Source organism: Pinisolibacter sp. (assembly GCF_036782435.1).
GTDB lineage: Bacteria > Pseudomonadota > Alphaproteobacteria > Rhizobiales > Ancalomicrobiaceae > CALBKH01.
Genome location: NZ_DAIPZB010000001.1, coordinates 41,885 through 60,693, shown reverse-complemented (window position 1 = coordinate 60,693; position 18,809 = coordinate 41,885). Strand labels below are relative to the sequence as shown.

General features: G+C 67.6%; 18 protein-coding genes and 2 tRNA genes. 9 read left to right on the top strand and 11 right to left on the bottom strand.

All coding sequences use genetic code 11. From position 1 onward, the window contains the following. Nucleotides 1-216 precede the first annotated feature (216 nt). The 3 genes from V7Q42_RS00240 (at nt 217) to V7Q42_RS00230 (ending at nt 3,627) form a co-directional block, all read left to right on the top strand. Nucleotides 217-1,155, top strand: a complete 939-nt coding sequence (locus V7Q42_RS00240; protein ID WP_333821578.1) for a LysR family transcriptional regulator — start codon at nt 217-219, stop codon at nt 1,153-1,155. 103 nt (nt 1,156-1,258) lie between these two features. Then, nucleotides 1,259-2,812, top strand: coding sequence for an ATP-binding protein (locus V7Q42_RS00235; protein WP_333821577.1), 1,554 nt, complete (start codon nt 1,259-1,261; stop codon nt 2,810-2,812). A gap of 107 nt (nt 2,813-2,919) precedes the next feature. Beyond that, nucleotides 2,920-3,627 carry an alpha/beta hydrolase gene (locus tag V7Q42_RS00230; protein ID WP_333821576.1) on the top strand — a complete coding sequence of 236 codons (708 nt, stop codon included), beginning with the start codon at nt 2,920-2,922 and terminating at the stop codon, nt 3,625-3,627. Nucleotides 3,628-3,633: 6 nt separating this feature from the next. On the opposite strand, the gene V7Q42_RS00225 is transcribed toward V7Q42_RS00230, so the two are convergent. Next, nucleotides 3,634-3,822: a hypothetical protein gene (locus V7Q42_RS00225; protein WP_333821575.1), complete on the bottom strand. Its 189-nt coding sequence runs from the start codon at nt 3,820-3,822 to the stop codon at nt 3,634-3,636. Nucleotides 3,823-4,461: 639 nt separating this feature from the next. Between V7Q42_RS00225 and V7Q42_RS00220 the strand changes: the two genes are divergently transcribed. The 3 genes from V7Q42_RS00220 to V7Q42_RS00210 all read left to right on the top strand — a co-directional run bounded on the left by V7Q42_RS00220 (nt 4,462) and on the right by V7Q42_RS00210 (nt 7,734). Further along, the gene (locus V7Q42_RS00220) at nt 4,462-5,757 is read left to right on the top strand and encodes a tyrosine-type recombinase/integrase (protein WP_333821574.1); all 1,296 of its coding nucleotides are present in this window, start codon (nt 4,462-4,464) and stop codon (nt 5,755-5,757) included. Nucleotides 5,758-5,899: 142 nt separating this feature from the next. Next, nucleotides 5,900-6,400: a hypothetical protein gene (locus V7Q42_RS00215; RefSeq protein WP_333821573.1), complete on the top strand. Its 501-nt coding sequence runs from the start codon at nt 5,900-5,902 to the stop codon at nt 6,398-6,400. Between the two features lie 222 nt (nt 6,401-6,622). Next, nucleotides 6,623-7,734, top strand: a protein-coding gene (locus tag V7Q42_RS00210) for an IS3 family transposase (RefSeq protein WP_442958150.1) whose coding sequence is annotated in 2 segments (ribosomal slippage) — nt 6,623-6,872 and nt 6,872-7,734 — 1,113 coding nt in all. Because the reading frame shifts where the segments join, the coding sequence is not laid out codon by codon here. Between the two features lie 293 nt (nt 7,735-8,027). On the opposite strand, the gene V7Q42_RS00205 is transcribed toward V7Q42_RS00210, so the two are convergent. The 6 genes from V7Q42_RS00205 to V7Q42_RS00180 all read right to left on the bottom strand — a co-directional run bounded on the left by V7Q42_RS00205 (nt 8,028) and on the right by V7Q42_RS00180 (nt 11,030). Further along, nucleotides 8,028-8,103 (bottom strand) — tRNA-Arg (locus tag V7Q42_RS00205). 103 nt (nt 8,104-8,206) lie between these two features. Beyond that, nucleotides 8,207-8,512 carry an ETC complex I subunit gene (locus tag V7Q42_RS00200; protein ID WP_333821571.1) on the bottom strand — a complete coding sequence of 102 codons (306 nt, stop codon included), beginning with the start codon at nt 8,510-8,512 and terminating at the stop codon, nt 8,207-8,209. Between the two features lie 83 nt (nt 8,513-8,595). Further along, nucleotides 8,596-8,672 (bottom strand) — tRNA-Pro (locus tag V7Q42_RS00195). Between the two features lie 157 nt (nt 8,673-8,829). Next, nucleotides 8,830-9,354 carry a DUF192 domain-containing protein gene (locus V7Q42_RS00190; RefSeq protein WP_333821570.1) on the bottom strand — a complete coding sequence of 175 codons (525 nt, stop codon included), beginning with the start codon at nt 9,352-9,354 and terminating at the stop codon, nt 8,830-8,832. Nucleotides 9,355-9,451: 97 nt separating this feature from the next. Beyond that, nucleotides 9,452-10,030, bottom strand: a complete 579-nt coding sequence (locus tag V7Q42_RS00185) for a cold-shock protein (RefSeq protein WP_333821569.1) — start codon at nt 10,028-10,030, stop codon at nt 9,452-9,454. 232 nt (nt 10,031-10,262) lie between these two features. Continuing rightward, nucleotides 10,263-11,030, bottom strand: coding sequence for an SIR2 family NAD-dependent protein deacylase (locus V7Q42_RS00180; protein WP_333821568.1), 768 nt, complete (start codon nt 11,028-11,030; stop codon nt 10,263-10,265). A 22-nt stretch (nt 11,031-11,052) separates the two neighbouring features. Between V7Q42_RS00180 and V7Q42_RS00175 the strand changes: the two genes are divergently transcribed. Together V7Q42_RS00175 and V7Q42_RS00170 are read left to right on the top strand one after the other, a co-directional pair. Beyond that, entirely contained in the window at nt 11,053-11,511 is a 459-nt protein-coding gene (locus V7Q42_RS00175; protein ID WP_333821567.1) for a VOC family protein, read from the top strand. An 83-nt stretch (nt 11,512-11,594) separates the two neighbouring features. Next, nucleotides 11,595-12,533 carry a bifunctional helix-turn-helix transcriptional regulator/GNAT family N-acetyltransferase gene (locus tag V7Q42_RS00170; RefSeq protein ID WP_333821566.1) on the top strand — a complete coding sequence of 313 codons (939 nt, stop codon included), beginning with the start codon at nt 11,595-11,597 and terminating at the stop codon, nt 12,531-12,533. Nucleotides 12,534-12,540: 7 nt separating this feature from the next. On the opposite strand, the gene V7Q42_RS00165 is transcribed toward V7Q42_RS00170, so the two are convergent. The 4 genes from V7Q42_RS00165 to proS all read right to left on the bottom strand — a co-directional run bounded on the left by V7Q42_RS00165 (nt 12,541) and on the right by proS (nt 17,079). Further along, a complete protein-coding gene (locus V7Q42_RS00165) occupies nt 12,541-13,638 on the bottom strand; it encodes a DUF3616 domain-containing protein (RefSeq protein ID WP_333821565.1) in 1,098 nt (365 codons plus the stop codon). A 90-nt stretch (nt 13,639-13,728) separates the two neighbouring features. Further along, a complete protein-coding gene (locus tag V7Q42_RS00160) occupies nt 13,729-14,454 on the bottom strand; it encodes an ABC transporter ATP-binding protein (RefSeq protein WP_442958149.1) in 726 nt (241 codons plus the stop codon). Further along, on the bottom strand, nt 14,454-15,740 hold the full coding sequence (locus V7Q42_RS00155) for a lipoprotein-releasing ABC transporter permease subunit (protein ID WP_333821564.1): 1,287 nt from the start codon (nt 15,738-15,740) through the stop codon (nt 14,454-14,456). The genes V7Q42_RS00160 and V7Q42_RS00155 overlap by 1 nt, the downstream gene beginning before the upstream one ends. Nucleotides 15,741-15,759: 19 nt before the next feature. Next, a complete protein-coding gene (gene proS, locus V7Q42_RS00150; RefSeq protein ID WP_333821563.1) occupies nt 15,760-17,079 on the bottom strand; it encodes a proline--tRNA ligase in 1,320 nt (439 codons plus the stop codon). Between the two features lie 898 nt (nt 17,080-17,977). Here proS and V7Q42_RS00145 point away from each other — a divergent pair. Beyond that, nucleotides 17,978-18,766 carry a hypothetical protein gene (locus V7Q42_RS00145; protein ID WP_333821562.1) on the top strand — a complete coding sequence of 263 codons (789 nt, stop codon included), beginning with the start codon at nt 17,978-17,980 and terminating at the stop codon, nt 18,764-18,766. Nucleotides 18,767-18,809: the final 43 nt, after the last annotated feature.

Below are 18,809 nucleotides of genomic sequence, written 5' to 3'. Positions count from 1 at the left end.
GCACCGACCGCGAGCCCCTCGTCCGATCCGACCGCGTCGGCGGCGACGGCCCGGAGGCTCCGAGGCCCGGTGCGCGAGAACACTGCCCGGGTGTCGTCTCGAACCATCATCGGGCACACCCCCGGCGCCGTTTCCCGTCGGACCGAAGACTGCCCCCATCCGCCGGTTAAAGAAATTTGTATTTTCTTACGCGCCCATTCAGATATTCTGAATTCCATGAAGAACGTCACGCTGAAGCAGCTTCGGCTCGTCCGCGCTGCCCACGAAAAGGGATCCTTCGCCGCCGCGGCGGAGGCCTCTCACGTCACGCCGCCGGCCGTCACCATGCAGATCAAGGCCTTGGAAGAGGAGATCGGGCTGCCGATCTTCGAGCGCGACGGCCCGCGTCTGGTGCCGACCGCCGCCGGACAGGAGCTGATCGACGCGGCGCGGCGGATCGACGCGGTCCTGACCGACACCCGTGAGAGCCTCGATGTGATGCGACGCATCGACGGGGGGCGCGTCACCGTCGGCGTGGTGTCGACGGCGAAATATTTCGCACCGGGCATGCTCGCCGCCTTCATGCGCCTCCACCCCAAAGTCGAGCTCAATCTCGTCGTCGGCAACCGCTACGAGGTGCTGACCCGCTTCCTCGCCGGCGACGTCGATCTGGCGATCATGGGACGGCCGCCGGAAGATGCGCCGGTGGAATCGATCACCCTCGGCGCCCATCCGCACGTGATCGTCGCCGCGACCGACGATCCCCTGGCGCAGGAAGCGGAAGTGGCACCCGAACGGCTCACCGAGCGAGTGTTCCTGGTGCGCGAGCCGGGGTCGGGAACGCGAACGCTGATGGAGCGCTTTCTCGAGAAGGTCGGGATCCATCCGAAGATCGGCATGGAGATCGGCTCCAACGAGACGATCAAACAGGCGGTGATCGCCGGCCTCGGCCTCACCTTCATCTCCGCCCACACCGTGGCCGCCGAAATCGAGGACCGGCGCCTCGCCGTCGTGCACGTCGCCGGCCTGCCGCTGTGGCGGCGTTGGTACGTCGTGCGGCTGACCCGCAAACGGCCGTTGCCGGCGGCGCAACTGCTGCACGACTTCATCACCAGCCGTGGCGAGACCTTCCTGCCGCGCGCGCCCGGCGTGCCGAACCGACCCGAGGGGGAGTGACCGCCCCCGCCACTTCCTGTGGAGACCGGCTCCGCCAGGCTCGCCCTCCCCGACCCGCGTGCTAGGGTCGCGGCCCTTCTGGAGTGATGCGAATCGGGTGGGCATGAAGGTCGGAATCGATCTCGGCACGACATCGACGGGCGAGGCCGCGAGGCTCGATCTCGAGGAACTGCTCTCCACCCGCCTGCTCGTCCAGGGCAATTCCGGGTCGGGCAAGTCCCATCTGCTCCGGCGCCTGCTGGAGCAGTCGGCGCCGCACGTCCAACAGGCGATCATCGATCCGGAGGGCGACTTCGTCACCCTGGCCGAGGCCTACGGCCATGTCGTCGTCGACGCCGAGCGCAGCCCGGCGGAACTCGCCCGCATCGCCGGCCGCATCCGCCGCCATCGCGCCTCCGTCGTCCTCGACCTCGAGGGTCTCGACGCCGAAGACCAGATGCGTGCCGCCGCCGCCTTCCTCGACGGGCTCTTCGACGCCGAGCGCGAGAGCTGGTACCCGATGCTGATCGCGGTCGACGAGGCCCAGCTCTTCGCTCCGGCGATCGCCGGCGAGGTGTCGGACGAGGCGCGCAAGGCGTCGCTCGGCGCGATGACCAACCTGATGTGCCGCGGCCGCAAGCGCGGCCTCGCCGGCCTCATCGCCACCCAGCGGCTGGCCAAGCTCGCCAAGAACGTCGCGGCGGAAGCCTCGAACTTCCTGATGGGCCGCACCTTCCTCGACATCGACATGGCCCGCGCCGCCGACCTCCTCGGCATGGAGCGGCGGCAGGCGGAGGCCTTCCGCGATCTCGTCCCCGGCCAGTTCGTGGCGCTCGGACCCGCCCTCTTCCGCCGACCGGTACCGATCCGCATCGGCACCGTCGAGACCTCCGGCCGTTCCGGCCGCCCGGCGTTGATGCCGTTGCCGGAGGTGGCGCGCGAGGAGATGGCCGACCTGATCTTCGCACCGGCGCCGATCGAGGAGGCGCCGGTGCGCATCGCGCCGCCACCGCGCGCGCCGAAGATCGCCACGGCGGAGCTTCTCGCCCAGGTCGCCGCCGCCCGTCCGCTGACCGAGCCGCCGCCGGTAGACGAGGCCGATCGCCCCTCCCCCGAGGAGATCGAGAAGGCGCTCGACGAGATCGTCGCCGAGATCCTTTCCGACCCGGAAGCGGCGTTCCGCCCGCTTCCCGTGCTCTTCCAGGATTTCCAGTTCCACTGCCGGCTGCGTCGCCTCGGCGAGGTGGCACAGGACATGTCGCTGTTCCGTCGGCGGCTGGCGCTCGCCCGCGCCGGCGTCGGCACCGAGGGCGGCGACGACGACTGGGGACGGGTGATCGCGCTCGCCGAGAGCCTGCCGGAGGAGATGCAGGGCGTCTTCCTGATGGTGGCGCGGGCGGCGCGCGAGGAGGCCCCCTGCCCGTCCGACGCGGTGCTCGCCCAGGCCTACGGTAGCCACTCGCCGTCGCGTGGCCGCTGGCTCCTCTCCTACATGGCCGAGCGCGGCCTGATCGTCTGCGAGACCGACTTCCGCGGCAACCGCATCGTCGCCGTCGCCGGCGTCGGCTGGCGGACGAGGCCGGCGGGTGGCCAGCCGTCGCTCAGGACCGGCCGCGCCCGCTCGGCAGCGGCGACCAGCCGGGCGGTGACCGAGGCACTGCGCCGGTCCGTCGACTGATCGGTATGGCGCCGCGGGGCGTCGACGTGCACCCGATCACACCATCGCGATTTTACTCGGCGGGCGAGAGGCTCATCATCGAGACGACCGTCTCCGAAGATCGCCCGATGAACTGTGCCGCCGCCTTCGTCGGTACCGCCGTCCTCGTCACCACGTCTCTCGTCCCGGCCGCCGCGGCGGGGATCACCGTTCAGGGCCTGTCGGTCGGCGGCACCGAGGCGGCGCTGCTCCTGCCGGCGCGGCCCAAGGGAGCGATCATCCTGCTCGCCGGTGGCGACGGCCGCCTCGGCATCGGCACCGACGGCTCGATCGCCCGCCCCGGCAACCAGCTGGTGCGCACCCGCGAGGCCTATGCGGCCCGCGACTTCGCGGTGCTGGTGCCGGAGGGCGACGTCGACCTCGCGGCGGCGGTCGGCGCCATGGGCAAGTACGGCAAGGTCACGGTGGTCGCCACCAGCCGCGGCACGCTCCGCGCCGCCCGCGGCATCGCCGGTGGGGCGCGACCGGCGCGGCTGGTGCTCACCTCCGGCTTCCTGACCGACGCCTCCGGCGACGCCGAAAACGTCGCGAACATTCTCGGCTCGGCAGCGGCCCTACCGCCGACCCTCGTCGTCCACCATCGCCACGATTCCTGCCGAGTGACCCTGCCGGCCGGGGTCGAACCGTTCCTCGCCTGGGCGAAGGGGCGCGCGCGAGTGACCTGGCTCGACGGCGGCGTCACCGAAGGCGACGCCTGTCTCGCCCGCGCCCATCACGGCTTCAACGGCATCGATGATCGGGTGGTTTCGGCCGTCGCGGGTTTCGCGGCACGGTGAGATGCGTCAGAGCCCCGTCGCGCCGAGCGCCAAGGTGAGGGCGAGCGACAGGCCTATGCCCAGCGCCATGCCGGTCGACAGGAACATCACCGCGGCATGACGGCGTTCGCGTCGCAGCATGTCGAGCAGACCGGCGTCGATGCTCGACCCACCCGCGACTGAATCGGCGACGCTGCGCGAAAGCCCTGCGTTCATGGTGTCCTCGTTCCGTGGCGATACGCGGCCCGCTCGGTCCCGCGCCGGCCGAATCTCTTCGACCACCATGAAATTCTGTGCCGATCCACCTGACGAACCGCTGACGTCGGCGCACACCGCCCCCATATCGGTCGAAGACCGGCGCCGTTCGGCGTCGCGACGCCAGAAGGACGACGAACGAAGCGATGAGACCTTCGCGCACCCAGATCCTGATCTACGCCCTGATCCTCGCCACCATCTTCGCCCAGATGGGCAAGGAGATGTGGGAAACCTGGGGACGGTGAGGCCGAACGCCGGCGAGGCGCCGCAGCGCCGGTGGGCGGACGCGCGAGACCGTCGCGTCGAATGGCCCCCTCCGGGAAGCCGATCGCATAGGACGAACGGGAAGATTGGCGACCCCGGCACGATTCGAACGTGCGACCAACAGCTTAGAAGTCAAATTGGTCTTCGAGACGATATCGGACAGCGTCGGGCACCAATCACCGCTACATACCATTGTTTTAATGATATATTTTCAAAATGTCCCTCAATGTCCGAGACAGTTATGGACGATCCAAGCCACCGCGCGTATGCTACCCCCATGTTACCCGCGTCGACCAACAGAAGCGGCGCTCGGTTTCAATATGAGGGTTTCTTGCAATGGCGAAGGCTCTGACCGTCAAAGCCATCGAGGCCGTCAAACCCGGGTCAGCACGGCGCGAGATCCCCGACGGGTTGCTCGTCGGGCTCTACCTCGTGTGCCAGCCCAGTGGCGCGCTGAGTTGGGCGGTACGCTATCGCGTCGCCGGCATCCCGAAGAAGCTCACTCTCGGCACCTATCCCGCCATCAATCTTGCTTCGGCCCGGCAACTCGCGGGGCAGACGCTGACCGCCGTCGCCGAGGGCCGCGACCCCAGTGCAGAGAAGAAGGTCGCGCGCCGCGTCGCGCGCGAGGCGCCGAAAGACGACGTCGCGGCCGTCGTCGACCTTTACATCGAGCGCTACGCCAAAACGAACCTTCGGGAGAGTTCCCGGAAGGAGGCCGAGCGACTTCTCAAGAAGGAGGTGGTCGGCGCATGGCGGGGGCGCTCGATCAAATCCATCACGCGCCGAGACGTCGTCGATCTGCTCGACGGTATCATCGACCGCGGGGCGGCCGTTACGGCGAACCGCGTCCTCGCGGCCGTGCGGCGCCTGTTCAATTGGTCCATCGACCGCGGCGTGATCGAGGTGTCTCCGATCGCCGGCATGAAGGCGCCAACTGTCGAGCGGAGCCGGGACAGGGTCCTTTCCGACGACGAATTGCGCCGCGTCCTACGAGCCGCAGATCGCCTCGGTTGGCCGTTCGGTCCGTTCGTCCACCTCCTCGCCCTCACAGGTCAGCGGCTTTCCGAAGTCGGCGAAATGTCGTGGGGCGAGATCGATCGAGAAAAGGCCGTGTGGGTGATCCCGGCTCACCGCGCGAAGAACGGCGTTGCTCACGTCGTTCACCTCTCGCCGCAGGCGCTCGCAGTTCTCGACGCGCTTCCGAGGATCGCGAACGGCGCCAAGGATTCGCCCTTGGTGTTCACCACGACCGGACGAACGCCGGTCAGCGGTTGGTCTAACGCGAAGGACAAGATCAACGACCTCATCCTCGCCGAATTGAGAGAGGAGTCGGACGACGCCGGAAACGATCCGAACGACGTGCGCCCCCTCCCCGATTGGCGGTTCCACGACCTCCGCCGCACGATGGCGAGCGGAATGGCGCGTCTCGGCGTTCAGATCCACGTCGTCGAGAAGATCCTGAACCACGTCTCCGTCAGCTTCGGCGGCATCGTCGGCGTTTATCAAAGGCACGACTTCGACGCCGAGAAGAAGGCAGCGCTATTGGCCTGGGGTCGCCACGTGGCATCGCTCGAGGCACCTGCGGAGGCCAACGTCATCGAGTTGAGGGGGCGCCGTGATGGTCAGTAGGCCAACAGGCCGACCTCGCGGCCGACCTAAGAAGGCTTCGGAAATCGCTTCCGAGCGGCGCGAGAAGCGTCAAGCAGGACGCCCTACCCTACCCTTCAAAGACGACCCCGATCGCTTCTTGGTGGCTTTGATTGACGCGACGATGATCCTGAACGGTTGGAGCGAACGTCGCGCATCGATCGAAATTGCAGCGCTGCAGGTTGGCCGCCCACTGACAGAGAGCGAGATCGACCAACTTTGGCCAGGAGCGCGCCTTGCGGCTCCTGACGGATGGATGTTGGCGGCCTACGGCCCGCCGATCGACTCGTTTGGCGGCGCAAACGGGCGCCTCCCGTCGAACACTCGAGGCGGCTCCCGCGCCGGAACAATTGAGGGGCGCGCGGCTACTCTGCGCCAGAAGGCCAGGGAGTGGGAAAGCGACATCAGCGCCAAGCGGTGGCGCGTCGCGATGTCCACAGCGATAGGGGCGGCAATCAAGCCCACCCCCGAGATGAGGACCGCCACCGGCTTTGCGGAGAGGCGCGCACTCATATCCGGCTTCGTCGCGGCCGCAGATGAACCGAGGTCAACGGCCGACCACCTTATCGCGATGGCGGCACATACGATCGGAGTTCGATCGCTGCCCGATTTTTCGGGAATTTAGCATCCGAGCAGGTGAACCCGACAACTGGCCTTCTTTGTCTCGTCATCAACCGACGAGGCAAGACATGGCCCCCAATCGAACCTTGGTTCCGCTTTCCCGCCCCGATCTGATCGGACTCGGTGTCGGCCGGCGCACTCTCGGCCGTTATATCCTCAACCCTCCTGACGTGCTCCCCGCCATTCCGGCCACTGATAAGTTTGGTCCCTCATCAGGAGCAGGACCATGCGGCGCAGCCGTTTCAGCGAAGAGCAGATCATCGGCGTGTTGAGGGAGCACGAGGCCGGCATGAAGCCGTCGGACCTCTGCCGGAAGCACGGGATCAGCGAGACCACCCTCTACAAGTGGAAAGCCAAGTTCGGCGGGATGACGGTTCCGGAGACGGCACGTCTGCGCACGCTCGAGGAAGAGAACCGCCGCCTGAAGAAGCTGTTGGCCGAGCAGATGCTCGACAACGCCGTGCTGAAGGATCTCCTGGGAAAAAATTGATGACGCCTGCAGCCCGGTTCGATGCCGTGCGGCGGGCGATCGCCGATCACGGACTGTCGGAACGACGGGCCTGCAGGCTTCTCGGCGTCGACCGGTCGAGCTTCCAGTACGAGCGGAGCGGTAGCGACGATGCCGCCCTGCGAACCCGGCTGCGCGAGTTGGCCAACGAACGGCGACGCTTCGGTTATCGGCGTCTGGCGATCCTGCTGCGGCGGGAAGGTCGGGCGGTCAACCTGAAGCGCGTCTATCGGCTCTACAAGGAGGAACGGCTGATGGTGCGCAAGCGAGGCGGGCGGAAACGGGCCTTGGGCACGCGAGCACCGGCGACGATCCCGCAAGGGCCGAACCAGCGCTGGTCGCTCGACTTCGTCTCGGACGCCCTCGACGACGGCCGCCGCTTCCGGGTGTTGAATGTGGTCGACGACTTATCGCGGGAATGTCTCGCCTGCGTCGTCGACACGTCGCTGTCGGGCACGCGGGTCGTACGCGAGTTGGAGACGCTGTTGGCTCGGCGGGGGAAGCCCCTCATGATCGTCAGCGACAACGGCACCGAACTCGTCAGCCATGCCGTCCTGCGCTTCAGCGAAGCGACCCGGATCGAATGGCACTACATCGCGCCCGGCAAGCCGGTCCAGAATGCCTTCGTCGAGAGCTTCAACGGCCGGCTCCGCGACGAGTGCCTGAACGAGCATGTCTTCTCCTCGCTTGCCGAGGCGAGACGGATCATCGAGAACTGGCGGGTCGACTACAACACCCTCCGCCCCCATTCGAGCCTCGGCGGCCTCGCGCCGTCGATGTTCGCCAGCCGGCCCGATCAGGGCCAGATCACCGCCGGACCAAACTTATGACCGGCAGGAAAAAGGGGAGCACGTCACGATCTACGAGGAAATGCACCCGGAGACGAGGGTGGGTGCGAACAACCAGTACACAGTTGCTCGTCGCCAAATTGGCGACGAGCAACCCGACCGCTTCACCTCCTCCACTTCCAAAGCAACGGGCCGCTCCGAACGAGCGATTCAGAGGGACGCAGCACGAGGCGAAGCCCTCGGCGACACCGTTACCCGTGACGTTACCCCACCCACACAACACGTCCGCCGCGACGTCAGGTGAATTGATATCTTATTGATTTTGAATATTTAATTGGCGACCCCGGCACGATTCGAACGTGCGACCAACAGCTTAGAAGGCTGTCGCTCTATCCCCTGAGCTACGGGGCCGCGGGCGCGGCGAGGGCCGCGCGGGGAAGGCCGGCGCGTGGCGACGGCCGCAACGAGGCCGAACCGCCGACCTCCCGAACTCGCCGGCGGCGAACGGCGGACCTCAGTGGGTCCAGGTGCCGATGCGGCCGTACTTGAAGTTGTCGGAGTAGGACATCGTCTTCGACGCCTTCTCCTTGGGCTCCACCACCCGATAGGCGATCCCCTTGCGCTCGGCATAGGCGATCGCTTCTTCCTTCGAGGCGAACCACAGGCGGATCTGGCTCTTCGGGTCGGCGGTCGACGTCCAGCCCATCAGCGGGTCGACGGTCTTCGGCGCCTCGGGCTCGTAGTCGAGCAGCCAACGCTGCGACTTGCCCTGACCCGACTGCATGACGTTCTTGGCCGGTCGAGAGATGCGCGCCACCATGTCGTCCGTCGTCCTCGTCTGTCGGAGAAGGCGCCATCCGCCCCTCCGGTGCCACGTCCCGCGCGCGAGAGCCGCAGGCGATTTGGTCGGGGTAGTCAGATTCGAACTGACGACCTGAAGTACCCAAAACTTCCGCGCTACCAGGCTGCGCTATACCCCGCCGTCGATCCGGAGAACCTCCACCGAAGGGCGACGTCGCGCCCCTCTCGCGGCGGAGCCGCCGGAGCGGATCTCACGGGTCTCCGAATACACGTCCCGGCCGTCACCGGCAAGCGTGGCGCCGTCATCGGAAAGGCGCAGTCGCCCTCCCTCCGCCGTCAGTCGGCGCGGCGCATCCGCGGATGGACGACGCGGTCGCCCGGGGCGATGCCGAGCCGCTTCGTCGTGCCCGCCACCACCTCGAAGACGAAACGCACCGGCCCGCCGGCCGGCACCAGCGCCTCCGACAGCGGCGTGGTGTTCTCGGCGATCGACAGGATCGTGCCGTCGGCGCGCACGAAGATCATGTCGAGCGACAGATAGGTGTTCTTCATCCAGAAATACACCGGCTGCTCACGCTTGAAATCGAAGAGCATGCCGTGGTCCCGCGCCATCTGCGTGCGGAACATCAGTCCCTCCTCACGCTTGGCGTCGGTGTCGGCGATCTCGACGGTGAAGCCGTGGGTCGCCTTGGCGGTGCGGATCTCCAGCGTGCCGGCCGCGAGCACCGACTCGGCCGCCGCCGGGGTCGGCGTCGTTGCGCCGAGGAGGCCCGAGGAGGCGACCACCACGGCGACGGTCGCGGTGCGGACGAGGCGGCAGAGGCACGAAGAGCCGGTCGAACGGTGGGCGATCACGCGCATCACTCCCTCGCAATTCGCGAGACGTCGTTGGATCACGACCGATGGATCACGAGGACGTGGCGAGATCACGGCGGCGCGACGCGCGGCGAGAGCCGGCTCAGTGCGAGGAGGGAACGTGGTGGACGCCGTCGGGACGGATCTCGGCCGCCATCAGGCCTTTCGGCCCGTCGCCGAAACGCACCCAGACCACCTGACCGGGGCGCAGCTCGGCGAGACCGTAGCGCCGCAGCGTCTCCATGTGGACGAAGATATCGTCCGTGCCCTCGCCACGGGTGACGAAACCGAAGCCCTTGACGCGGTTGAACCACTTCACCGTCGCCCGCTCCAGCCCGCTGGTCGGCGTGACCTGGACGTGGGTGCGCGACGGCGGCAGCTGGGAGGGATGGACGGCGGTCGTCTCGTCCATGTGGAGGATGCGCAGCGCCTGCAGGCCGCGCGGCCGATCGAGCACCTCGACGACGACGCGAGCGCCCTCGTAGGCCGTCTGATAACCGTCGCGACGCAGGCAGGTGACATGGAGCAGCACGTCGGCCATGCCGTTCTCCGGCATGATGAAGCCGTAGCCCTTGGCGATGTCGAACCACTTGATCGTGCCGACGACTTCGAGCACGTCGACCGCACTCTCCTCGCCGGTTTCTTTCACGACCCGGGCGTCGGTTTCGAACTTCCCCCCCATGCCGCTTGCCCCCCGTCGTCTCGCGTGCGTCGTCCCCGCTGCCGAGCCCTCTCGCGCGCCGTTACGGACGACCGATGTACGGAACACCGAGACACATCCGTCACGACCACGAGCAGCGCTCGAATCGGAACGTTGAATTCACCTGACGGAAAGATAGCATCGGCCCCAAGCTGGCAAACCGGGTTTTGCGCCTCGGGCCGCGATTATCCCCGACGCAGGCCGCGAAAACGCGTCACACCAGAGAGAACACCTCACCGATCGAGCCACGCAGAACGTGATCGGCGATGGGGTCGAGAGGGGTCGCGTCGCCGTTGACGATGACCAGATTGGCGCCCGAATATTTGGCCGCCGCCGGCAGGCTCGCCGCCGGCTGGACCTGGAGCGAGGATCCGACCGCGACGAAGAGGTCGGCGCGCTGGGTGGCGTGTTCGGCGCGCATCATGGCGCGCACCGGCATCGCCTGGCCGAAGGAGATCACCGCCGACTTCAACAGGCCGCCGCAGGCGCGGCACATCGGCGGATGGCCGGTGCGATCGATCTCGGCCTCGATCTCGTCGAGTTCGTGATGCGCCTCGCACTCGAGGCAGGCGGCGCGAGTGGCGTTGCCGTGGATCTCGACGAGGTGTTCGGAAGGCACGCCGGCGCGCTGATGCAGACCGTCGATGTTCTGGGTGATGACGGCGAGCACCTTGCCGCCGGCGACCAGTTTGGCGATCGCCCTGTGGGCGATGTTCGGCTCGGCCGCCGTCACCTCGCGCTTGAAGCGGAAGCGCCGTCGCCAGTCCTCGAGCCGCGCCGATTCCGAGGAGACGAACTCGTCGAAATAGATCGGCTCCATCTTGGTCCACAGACCGTTCGGACCGCGGAAATCGGGAATGCCCGATTCGGTCGAGACGCCGGCGCCGGTGAAGATCACCACCCGGTGCGCGGCGCCGATCAGATCGGCGAGCAGGAGGCTTCCCTCGGTCGGATCGTGGACGATATTCATGGTCTCGATCATACCGGCTCGGAGGGCGATGAGAATGCGATATCTGCACACGATGGTGCGAGTTCGGGATCTGGATGCGAGTCTGGCGTTCTGGTGCACTCACCTCGGGCTCGAGGAGTTCCGCCGCCACGAGAGCCCGCAGGGTCGCTTCACCCTGGTGTTCCTGTGCGCGCCCGAGGACCGCGCCGCGGCGGAAGCGGCGATGGCGAACGGCCGCCGCGACGCGCCGATGGTCGAGCTCACCTGGAATTGGGACCCGGAGGACTACGGCTCGGCCCGCAACTTCGGTCACCTCGCCTACGAGGTCGACGACATCTACGCCACCTGCGCCCGCCTGATGGCCGCCGGCGTCACCATCAACCGACCGCCGCGCGACGGCCGCATGGCCTTCGTCCGCTCGCCCGACCTGATCTCGATCGAGCTGTTGCAGAAGGGCGAGGCGCTGGCTGCGGCCGAACCGTGGGCGTCGATGCCGAACACCGGAGCATGGTGAGGCATCGGCCCTTCGGATCGACTTCATGATTGACTCCTTCATGGATTTGATTGACTGAGTCAACCTGATCCATGGAGGGTTCGATGACCGACGACGGCCGTCATTCCGCGACCAACGAGGCGGCGGTCGAACGCGTCCGCGCCTTCAACCGCTTCTACACCCGCCGGCTCGACCTGCTCGACCGCGGCTTCCTGGCGAGCCCCTTCACTCTCGGCGAGGTGCGGCTCTTGTGGGAACTGGCGCATCGCGACGGCATCGCCGCCGCCGATCTGTCGCGGGATCTCGGCATCGATCCGGGCCAGCTGAGCCGCACCCTGAAGCGTTTCACGACCGCCGGTCTGATCGAGCGGCAGGCCGATACCGGCGACGCGCGACGCAGCGCCGTCGTGCTGACCGACCACGGCCGCACCGTCTTCGCCCCGCTCGAGGCCGAACAGTGCCGGCGGGTGGCGGCGGGGCTCGGAGAGTTGAGCCCGGAAGCGGTCACGAGATTGGTCGGGGCGATGGCCGACGTCGAGCGGTTGCTCGATCCCGCTGCCGTCGGGCCGCTGGTCATCCGTCCGCATCGCACCGGCGATGTCGCCTTCGTCCTCGCCCGACAGGCGCGGCTCTACGCCGAAGACTTCGGTTTCGACCAGCGCTTCGAAGCGCTGATCTGCGAAGTCGGCGCCGCCTTCCTGCGCGACTACGATCCCCGTCGCGACGCCTCGTTCGTCGCCGAGATCGACGGCCGCATCGTCGGTGCGGTCTTCGTCACCCGCAAGGACGACGCGGTGGCCAGGCTCCGCCTGCTCCACGTCGAGAGCGAGATGCGCGGACGCGGCATCGGCACGCGCCTGATCGACGCCTGCATCCACTTCGTCCGCGACGCCGGCTATCGCACCCTGACGCTGTGGACCAACGACGTGCTCGCCGAGGCCCGACGCCTCTACGAGCGCGCCGGCTTCCGTCTCGTCGCCGCCGAGCCGCACACCATGTTCGGTCCGCCGTTGGTCGGCGAGACCTGGGACCTGACGCTCTGAGGGGCGATCACGGCCGCGACAGGCGATACTCCGCCGGAGCTCCCCCGACGACGCCGTCGCACAACACCAGCACGCGCCAGCCCGTGTCGTCACCGTCGAGGACGGCCAGGGCCTCGGGTTTACCATCCCCGGGAACCCCTTCGAGGACGGCGACCGGGGTCGCACTCTTCGTGCCCGTCGGCCAGAACCAGATCGTCGACTTCTCCCTCGGCGTCGGGTTCGCAGTCGCAGGCGGATCGTCCGACCCGGAGGGACCGGCGAGGATCAGGTGTCCGCCCTTCACCGCCGCGAGATCGCGCACGCCCATACCCTTGCCCAACGCCAGGTGATGAGCGATCGGCACGACGGGAACCCCATCGGCGAGCCCCTCCGCGTCGATCTCGACGATCAACGCCTCGGCCCCGTCACCGAACAGGGGCGCGCGGACGCCGAGCATCATCCGGCCACCGGAGACGGCACCGCCTTCGATGGTGAACCCGCCGTGGTCTCCGCAGATCGGCGCATCGATGATGGAGGTGAGTTCGGGAAGCTGGGCGAGCACCGCGGGCAGCCGATCGATCCGCCGGATCTCGGGAGCCGCGACCTTTCGATCGAAGGCGAAGCTCGGCAGATCGGTCTGCGGATCGACGGCGAAGCGGTAGATGTGCCGCCGATCGGGCTGCAACGGACACGTCGTCTGCCCGACCGTGGGCTTTCGCTTGGTGCCGTGCGATCCGAAAGCCCAGTAGACGTCGCCGTCACGAGACACCGCCTCGAGATCGGCCTCCTTGTTCACCGTCGTCACCCCGGTGACCGGATCGGTCGTTTCCCGGTCGAGAACGGCCATCTCCGGGCCGAGCTCGAACCGTCCGTCCGCGAAGGTCACGAACCGAAGGCGCCGCTGCTCGTCGTCGACGATGACGCAGCCGCGCTCACCGCCCCGTTCCGGACCGCAGGCCAATCCCGAGAGATCGGCTTCCCCGTCGTGATCCCAGCCGACGGTGGTCGGCAGAACTGCCGTCGGCGCCACCGACGGAGCCGGCTGGGCCGTGGCTGCGGCCGTCGACAGGATCACGGCGGCAGCCGGACCGGCGAAGCTCGAAAACCGGCGTCCCACGCGTATCATGGCATCCCTCCCCGTTGCCTTCGAAGGGATGATGACAGACCGGCTCACCGAAAAGAAGTTGTATCGTGCGGCCTACACACGCGGCCTCGATCACATCTCGACGATCTTGCCCTCTTCGAGAGTGATGCGGCGGTCCATGCGCTCGGCGATGTCCATGTTGTGAGTGGCGATGAGCGCGGCGAGGCCGGAGGCCTTCACCAGGGCCTGGAGCGCGTCGAAGACGTAGTGGGCGGTCTTCGGGTCAAGGTTGCCGGTCGGCTCGTCGGCGAGGATGAGGCGCGGAACGTTGGCGACCGCGCGAGCGATCGCGACGCGCTGCTGTTCGCCGCCGGACATCTCCGAGGGGCGATGTTCCTCGCGTTCGGAGAGCCGCATGTAGGAGAGGAGCTGGCGCGCCCGCACCGCCGCCTCCTTGCGCGTCAGGCCGCGGATCATCTGCGGCAGCATGACGTTCTCGAGCGCCGTGAACTCGGGCAGCAGATGGTGGAACTGGTAGACGAAGCCGATCTCCATGCGGCGCAGCCGCGTCCGCTCGGCGTCGGAGAGCGAGCCGGTGGCGGCGTCGCCGAGCCAGATCTCGCCGCCGTCGGGCCTTTCGAGCAGGCCCGCCACGTGCAGGAGGGTCGACTTGCCGGCGCCCGACGGGGCGATCAGCGCCACCGTCTCGCCGGCGTGGATGGCGAGGTCGGCGCAGCGCAGCACTTCGAGGAAGCGATCGCCTTCCTTGTAGCGGCGTTCGACGCGGGTGAGCCGCAGCACCGGCTCGTCCGTCGCGCCCCGCGCCGCCTTCATGTCGTCGAGGTCGACTGCCGCCATCATTCGTACCTCAGCGCTTCGACCGGATCGAGCTTGGCCGCCTTCCAGGCCGGATAGAGCGTGGCCAGTAGCGACAGGGTGAGGGCGAAGACCACCGTCGCGGTCGTCTCGCCCGATTGGATGTCGGCCTTCATCCGCGACAGGAAGAACACCTCCGGCGGCATCAGCTGGGTGTTGAGCAGCCAGGAGAGCGCCTGCCGCACCTCCTCGATGTTCTGGCAGATGAAGAGGCCGAGCAGCAGACCGGCGAAGGTGCCGGCGGTGCCGATCGCCGCGCCGGTGATGAAGAACACCCGCAGGATCGTCCCGCGCGTCGCGCCCATCGTCCTCAGGATCGCCACGTCGCGCGCCTTGTCCTTCACCAGCATGGTCATGCCGGAGACGATGTTGAGCGCCGCGACGAGCACGATCAGCATGAGGATGAGGAACATCACGTTGCGCTCCACCTCGAGGGCGGAGAAGAAGGTGACGTTGCGCTGGCGCCAGTCGGTCACGTAGACGGAGCGGTTCGCCGCCGCCTCGATCGGCGCGCGCAGCTCGCCGACCTTGTCGGGGTCGTCGACGTAGACCTCGACCGCGCTCGCCTTGCCGTCGAGGTTGAAGTAGCTCTGCGCTTCCGTGAACGGCATGAAGACGAAGCTGGCGTCGTATTCCGACATGCCGACGGAGAAGATCGCCACCACCGGGAAGGCCTTGACCCGCGGCGTCACCCCCATCGGCGTGACGTTGCCGCGCGGGGATACGATGGTCACCGGATCGCCGACGCCGACGCCGAGGTTCTGGGCGAGACGCGAGCCGATGGCGACGCCCTTGCCGGTGGCGTAGTCGTCGAGGCTGCCGAGCTTCACGTTCGACGAGACCAGAGAGATCTTGTCGAGGTCGGCGCGCTCGAGGCCGCGCACCAGGGCGCCCGACGCCCCGGCCGGACCGGAGGCGAGCGCCTGCCCCTCGATGAAGGGCATGGCGAACTTCACGCCCTTGACCTTGCCGAGACGCTCGGCGACCTCGGTGTAGTCGGTGAACTGCGAGGCGGTGGCCTGCACCAGCATGTGGCCGTTGAGGCCGAGGATCTTGCCGACCAGCTCGGTACGGAAGCCGTTCATCACCGCCATGACGACGATCAGCGTCGCCACCCCGAGCATGATGCCGAGGAAGGAGAAGCCGGCGATGATCGAGATGAACGTCTCGCGGCGACGCGAGCGCAGATAGCGCCACGCCAGCATCCACTCGAAGCCCGCGAAGGGCCGTGTGCCGGAGGGTTCTCGTGCGTCCGTCGCCGCGCTCATCGGGGGATGCGTCTCCTCGTCACTTGGCCGTCAGGCGGGCGAGCGCCGCCTCGATGGTGAGCAGTTCGCGTTCGCCGGTGCGGCGGCGCTTCAGCTCGACCTTGCCCTCGGCGAGCGACTTCGGACCGACGATCAGCTGCCAGGGCAGACCGATCAGATCCATGGTCGCGAACTTGGCGCCGGCGCGGGTGTCGGTGTCGTCGAGAAGCACGTCGACCCCGGCGGCGGAGAGCTCGGCGTAGAGCCGCTCGCAGGCGCCGTCGACCGCCGCGTCGCCGGGCTTCATGTTGATCAGGCCGACCTGGAAGGGCGCGACCGACTCCGGCCAGATGATGCCGGCGTCGTCGTGGCTCGCCTCGATGATCGCGCCGGCCAGACGCGACACGCCGACGCCATAGGACCCCATGTGGACCGGGCGCTCGACGCCGTCCGGACCGGCGACCTTGGCGCCCATCGGCTCGGAATACTTGGTGCCGAAATAGAAGATGTGGCCGACCTCGATGCCCCGCGCCGAGACTCGGCTTTCGGCGGGAACCGCGGCGAAGGCGGCCTCGTCGTGCTTCTCTTCGGTGGCGGCGTAGAACGACGTCCAGCGATCGACGATCGGCTTCAGGTCGCCGCGGAAGTCGGTGTCCGCGGCGGGGATCGGCAGATCGAGGACATCCTTGTGGCAGAACACCTGGCTCTCGCCGGTCGACGCCAGGATGATGAACTCGTGGCTCATGTCGCCGCCGATCGGGCCCGAGTCGGCGCGCATCGGGATGGCGGTCAGACCCATCCGCGAATAGGTGCGCAGGTAGGCGACGAACATGCGGTAATAGGCTTCGCGCGCCCGGTCCTGATCGACGTCGAAGGAATAGGCGTCCTTCATCAGGAACTCGCGACCGCGCATCACGCCGAAGCGCGGACGCCGCTCGTCGCGGAACTTCCATTGGATGTTGTAGAGGTTGAGCGGCAGATCCTTGTAGGAGCGCACGTAGCCGCGGAAGATGTCGGTGACCACCTCCTCCGCCGTCGGGCCGAAGAGCATCTCGCGCTCGAGCCGGTCCTCGATGCGCAGCATCTCCTTGCCGTAGTCCTCGTAGCGCCCGCTCTCCTTCCACAGCTCGGCCGACTGGATGGTCGGCATCAGGATCTCGAGCGCGCCGGCGCGGTTCTGCTCCTCACGGACGATGCGGCCGATCTTGTCGAGGACACGCAGCCCCATCGGCAGCCAGGAATAGATGCCGGCCGCCTGCTGACGGATCATGCCGGCGCGCAGCATCAGCCGGTGGGAGACGATCTCCGCCTCCTTGGGGGTCTCTTTCAGGATCGGCAGGAAGAAGCGGCTGAGACGCATGGGCACGGACCTCGTCGGGAAAGCCGGAATCGCTCGCCCGGGCAACGGGGTCACCGGAGCACGAGAATCCCGGCGAAAAGAAGATCGCCGGCGTCACTGGTGAACGAGCGAGTACGAAAAGACAAGGCCGGCGCCGCGATCCCGACCGGCCATCCACCGAACCGACGAACGCGATGCCGCCCGCGGGCGGAGCACCGGGCAGCTCGCCGACGGCGAACGGCCGTCCGTTTCGACTCGCCGGCCAGGCCTTCCGCGTGCCGCGCTCGCGGTGACGGTCGAGCGCGTCGTCGACGCCCGGAGAAGTCGAATTTCAGTTCTGTCGAGATGCGAACCCATCGCAGAAAGACTAGAAACGCCCTGATTTCCGCCATTCGAGGGATGTGGCGAAAAAGTGGCGAGGACCGGTGACGGGTCGTGACAAACCGATTTAGTTCGGTTATGGTCCCCGCCATCAGAAGAGGGCAGGTGAAGACCGGAACGGTGCACCGCAAGCCCCCCGATATCGCGGTCTAAGTCTCGGGAGGAAAACCCCGGGCGCCCGCATCGGTCCGCAAGGGTCGACGGAGCAGCCACTCGAACCACCGCTATCGGGAGCGAGGGTACGAGGTCAGGGGTCGGACGCGTAACTGTCTGAAAGCAAGGCACCGGAAGGCGCCTTGCTTTTTTATTTCCATCATCGCCCGCATCCCGCCCGCGCTGGACAAGGCGGCCCGTCGCGTGGTCAGGTCCTCGCGAGGACACGACGGTCGGACCCGTCCGAACCACATGAGCGTCGCGGCCCGACCGGCCGACGCCCGTTCGGGCTCGCCGACGCCGACGATGTTTCGAAGAGACCGAAATGTCGTCGACCCGGAATCGCGCCACCGGAAGAGATGGGATCGGGAGACGTCGCGAGAGAATGTGGACGCCGATCGAGATCGGACGGGCGGGTCGACGCCTCGTCGCTCAACTGTTGCGCAGCAGCTTCGTCGGCCTGCGGACCTTCGCCGATCGGCATGCGCGCAGGCGAATTCTCGTTCTCGGCGACAGCCACGTTCGAGCCTTCGAACACTGGCTGTTCCTGATCGGCATGCCACGCACCCGCTTCGACGTCACCTTCGCACCCGGCGGTACGGCGCTCGGACTTCACAACACCGAATCCGTGAGCGGCGCGCGTCGGCGGTTCGACGCCGCCTTGGCCCGAGGCCCCTATGATCGGGTGATCGTCGGCCTGGGCGAGGTCGATACCGCGGTCGCGATCTGGCTGGTGGTGGAGAAGAACCGGCAGAATCTCGAAACGGTACTGAACCGTTCCGTCGGTCGCTACCTGAGCTTCCTGGAACAGGTGGCCGCCGACCACGACCTCGTGGTGCTCGGCGCCTGCATGCCGACCGTCGACGTCTACACCGCCGACGGCGACGAGGTCGGCGTCAGCCGCGCCTCGATCGCCGCGACACGTCGCGAGCGCACCGACCTCGCCCTCGCCTTCGACGCTCGCGTCGCCGCGTGGTGCCGCGCCCGGGCGATTCCCCACCTCGACAGCGCTGCGGCCGCCCTCGGCCCGGACGGCTTCGTCCGCCCGTCGTGGACGGCTCTCGATTCCCGCGGTCGCCCCGATCACCACTATGCCCGGCGGCGCTTCGCCCGTTGGATCCTCGGCGAACTGCGCCGTCTCCCCGACCGGGACCGGCCGGCTCGACCGAAGTGATACCGGGCTCGCGAAATTCGGGCTCGTCCGAATTTCGTGGGCA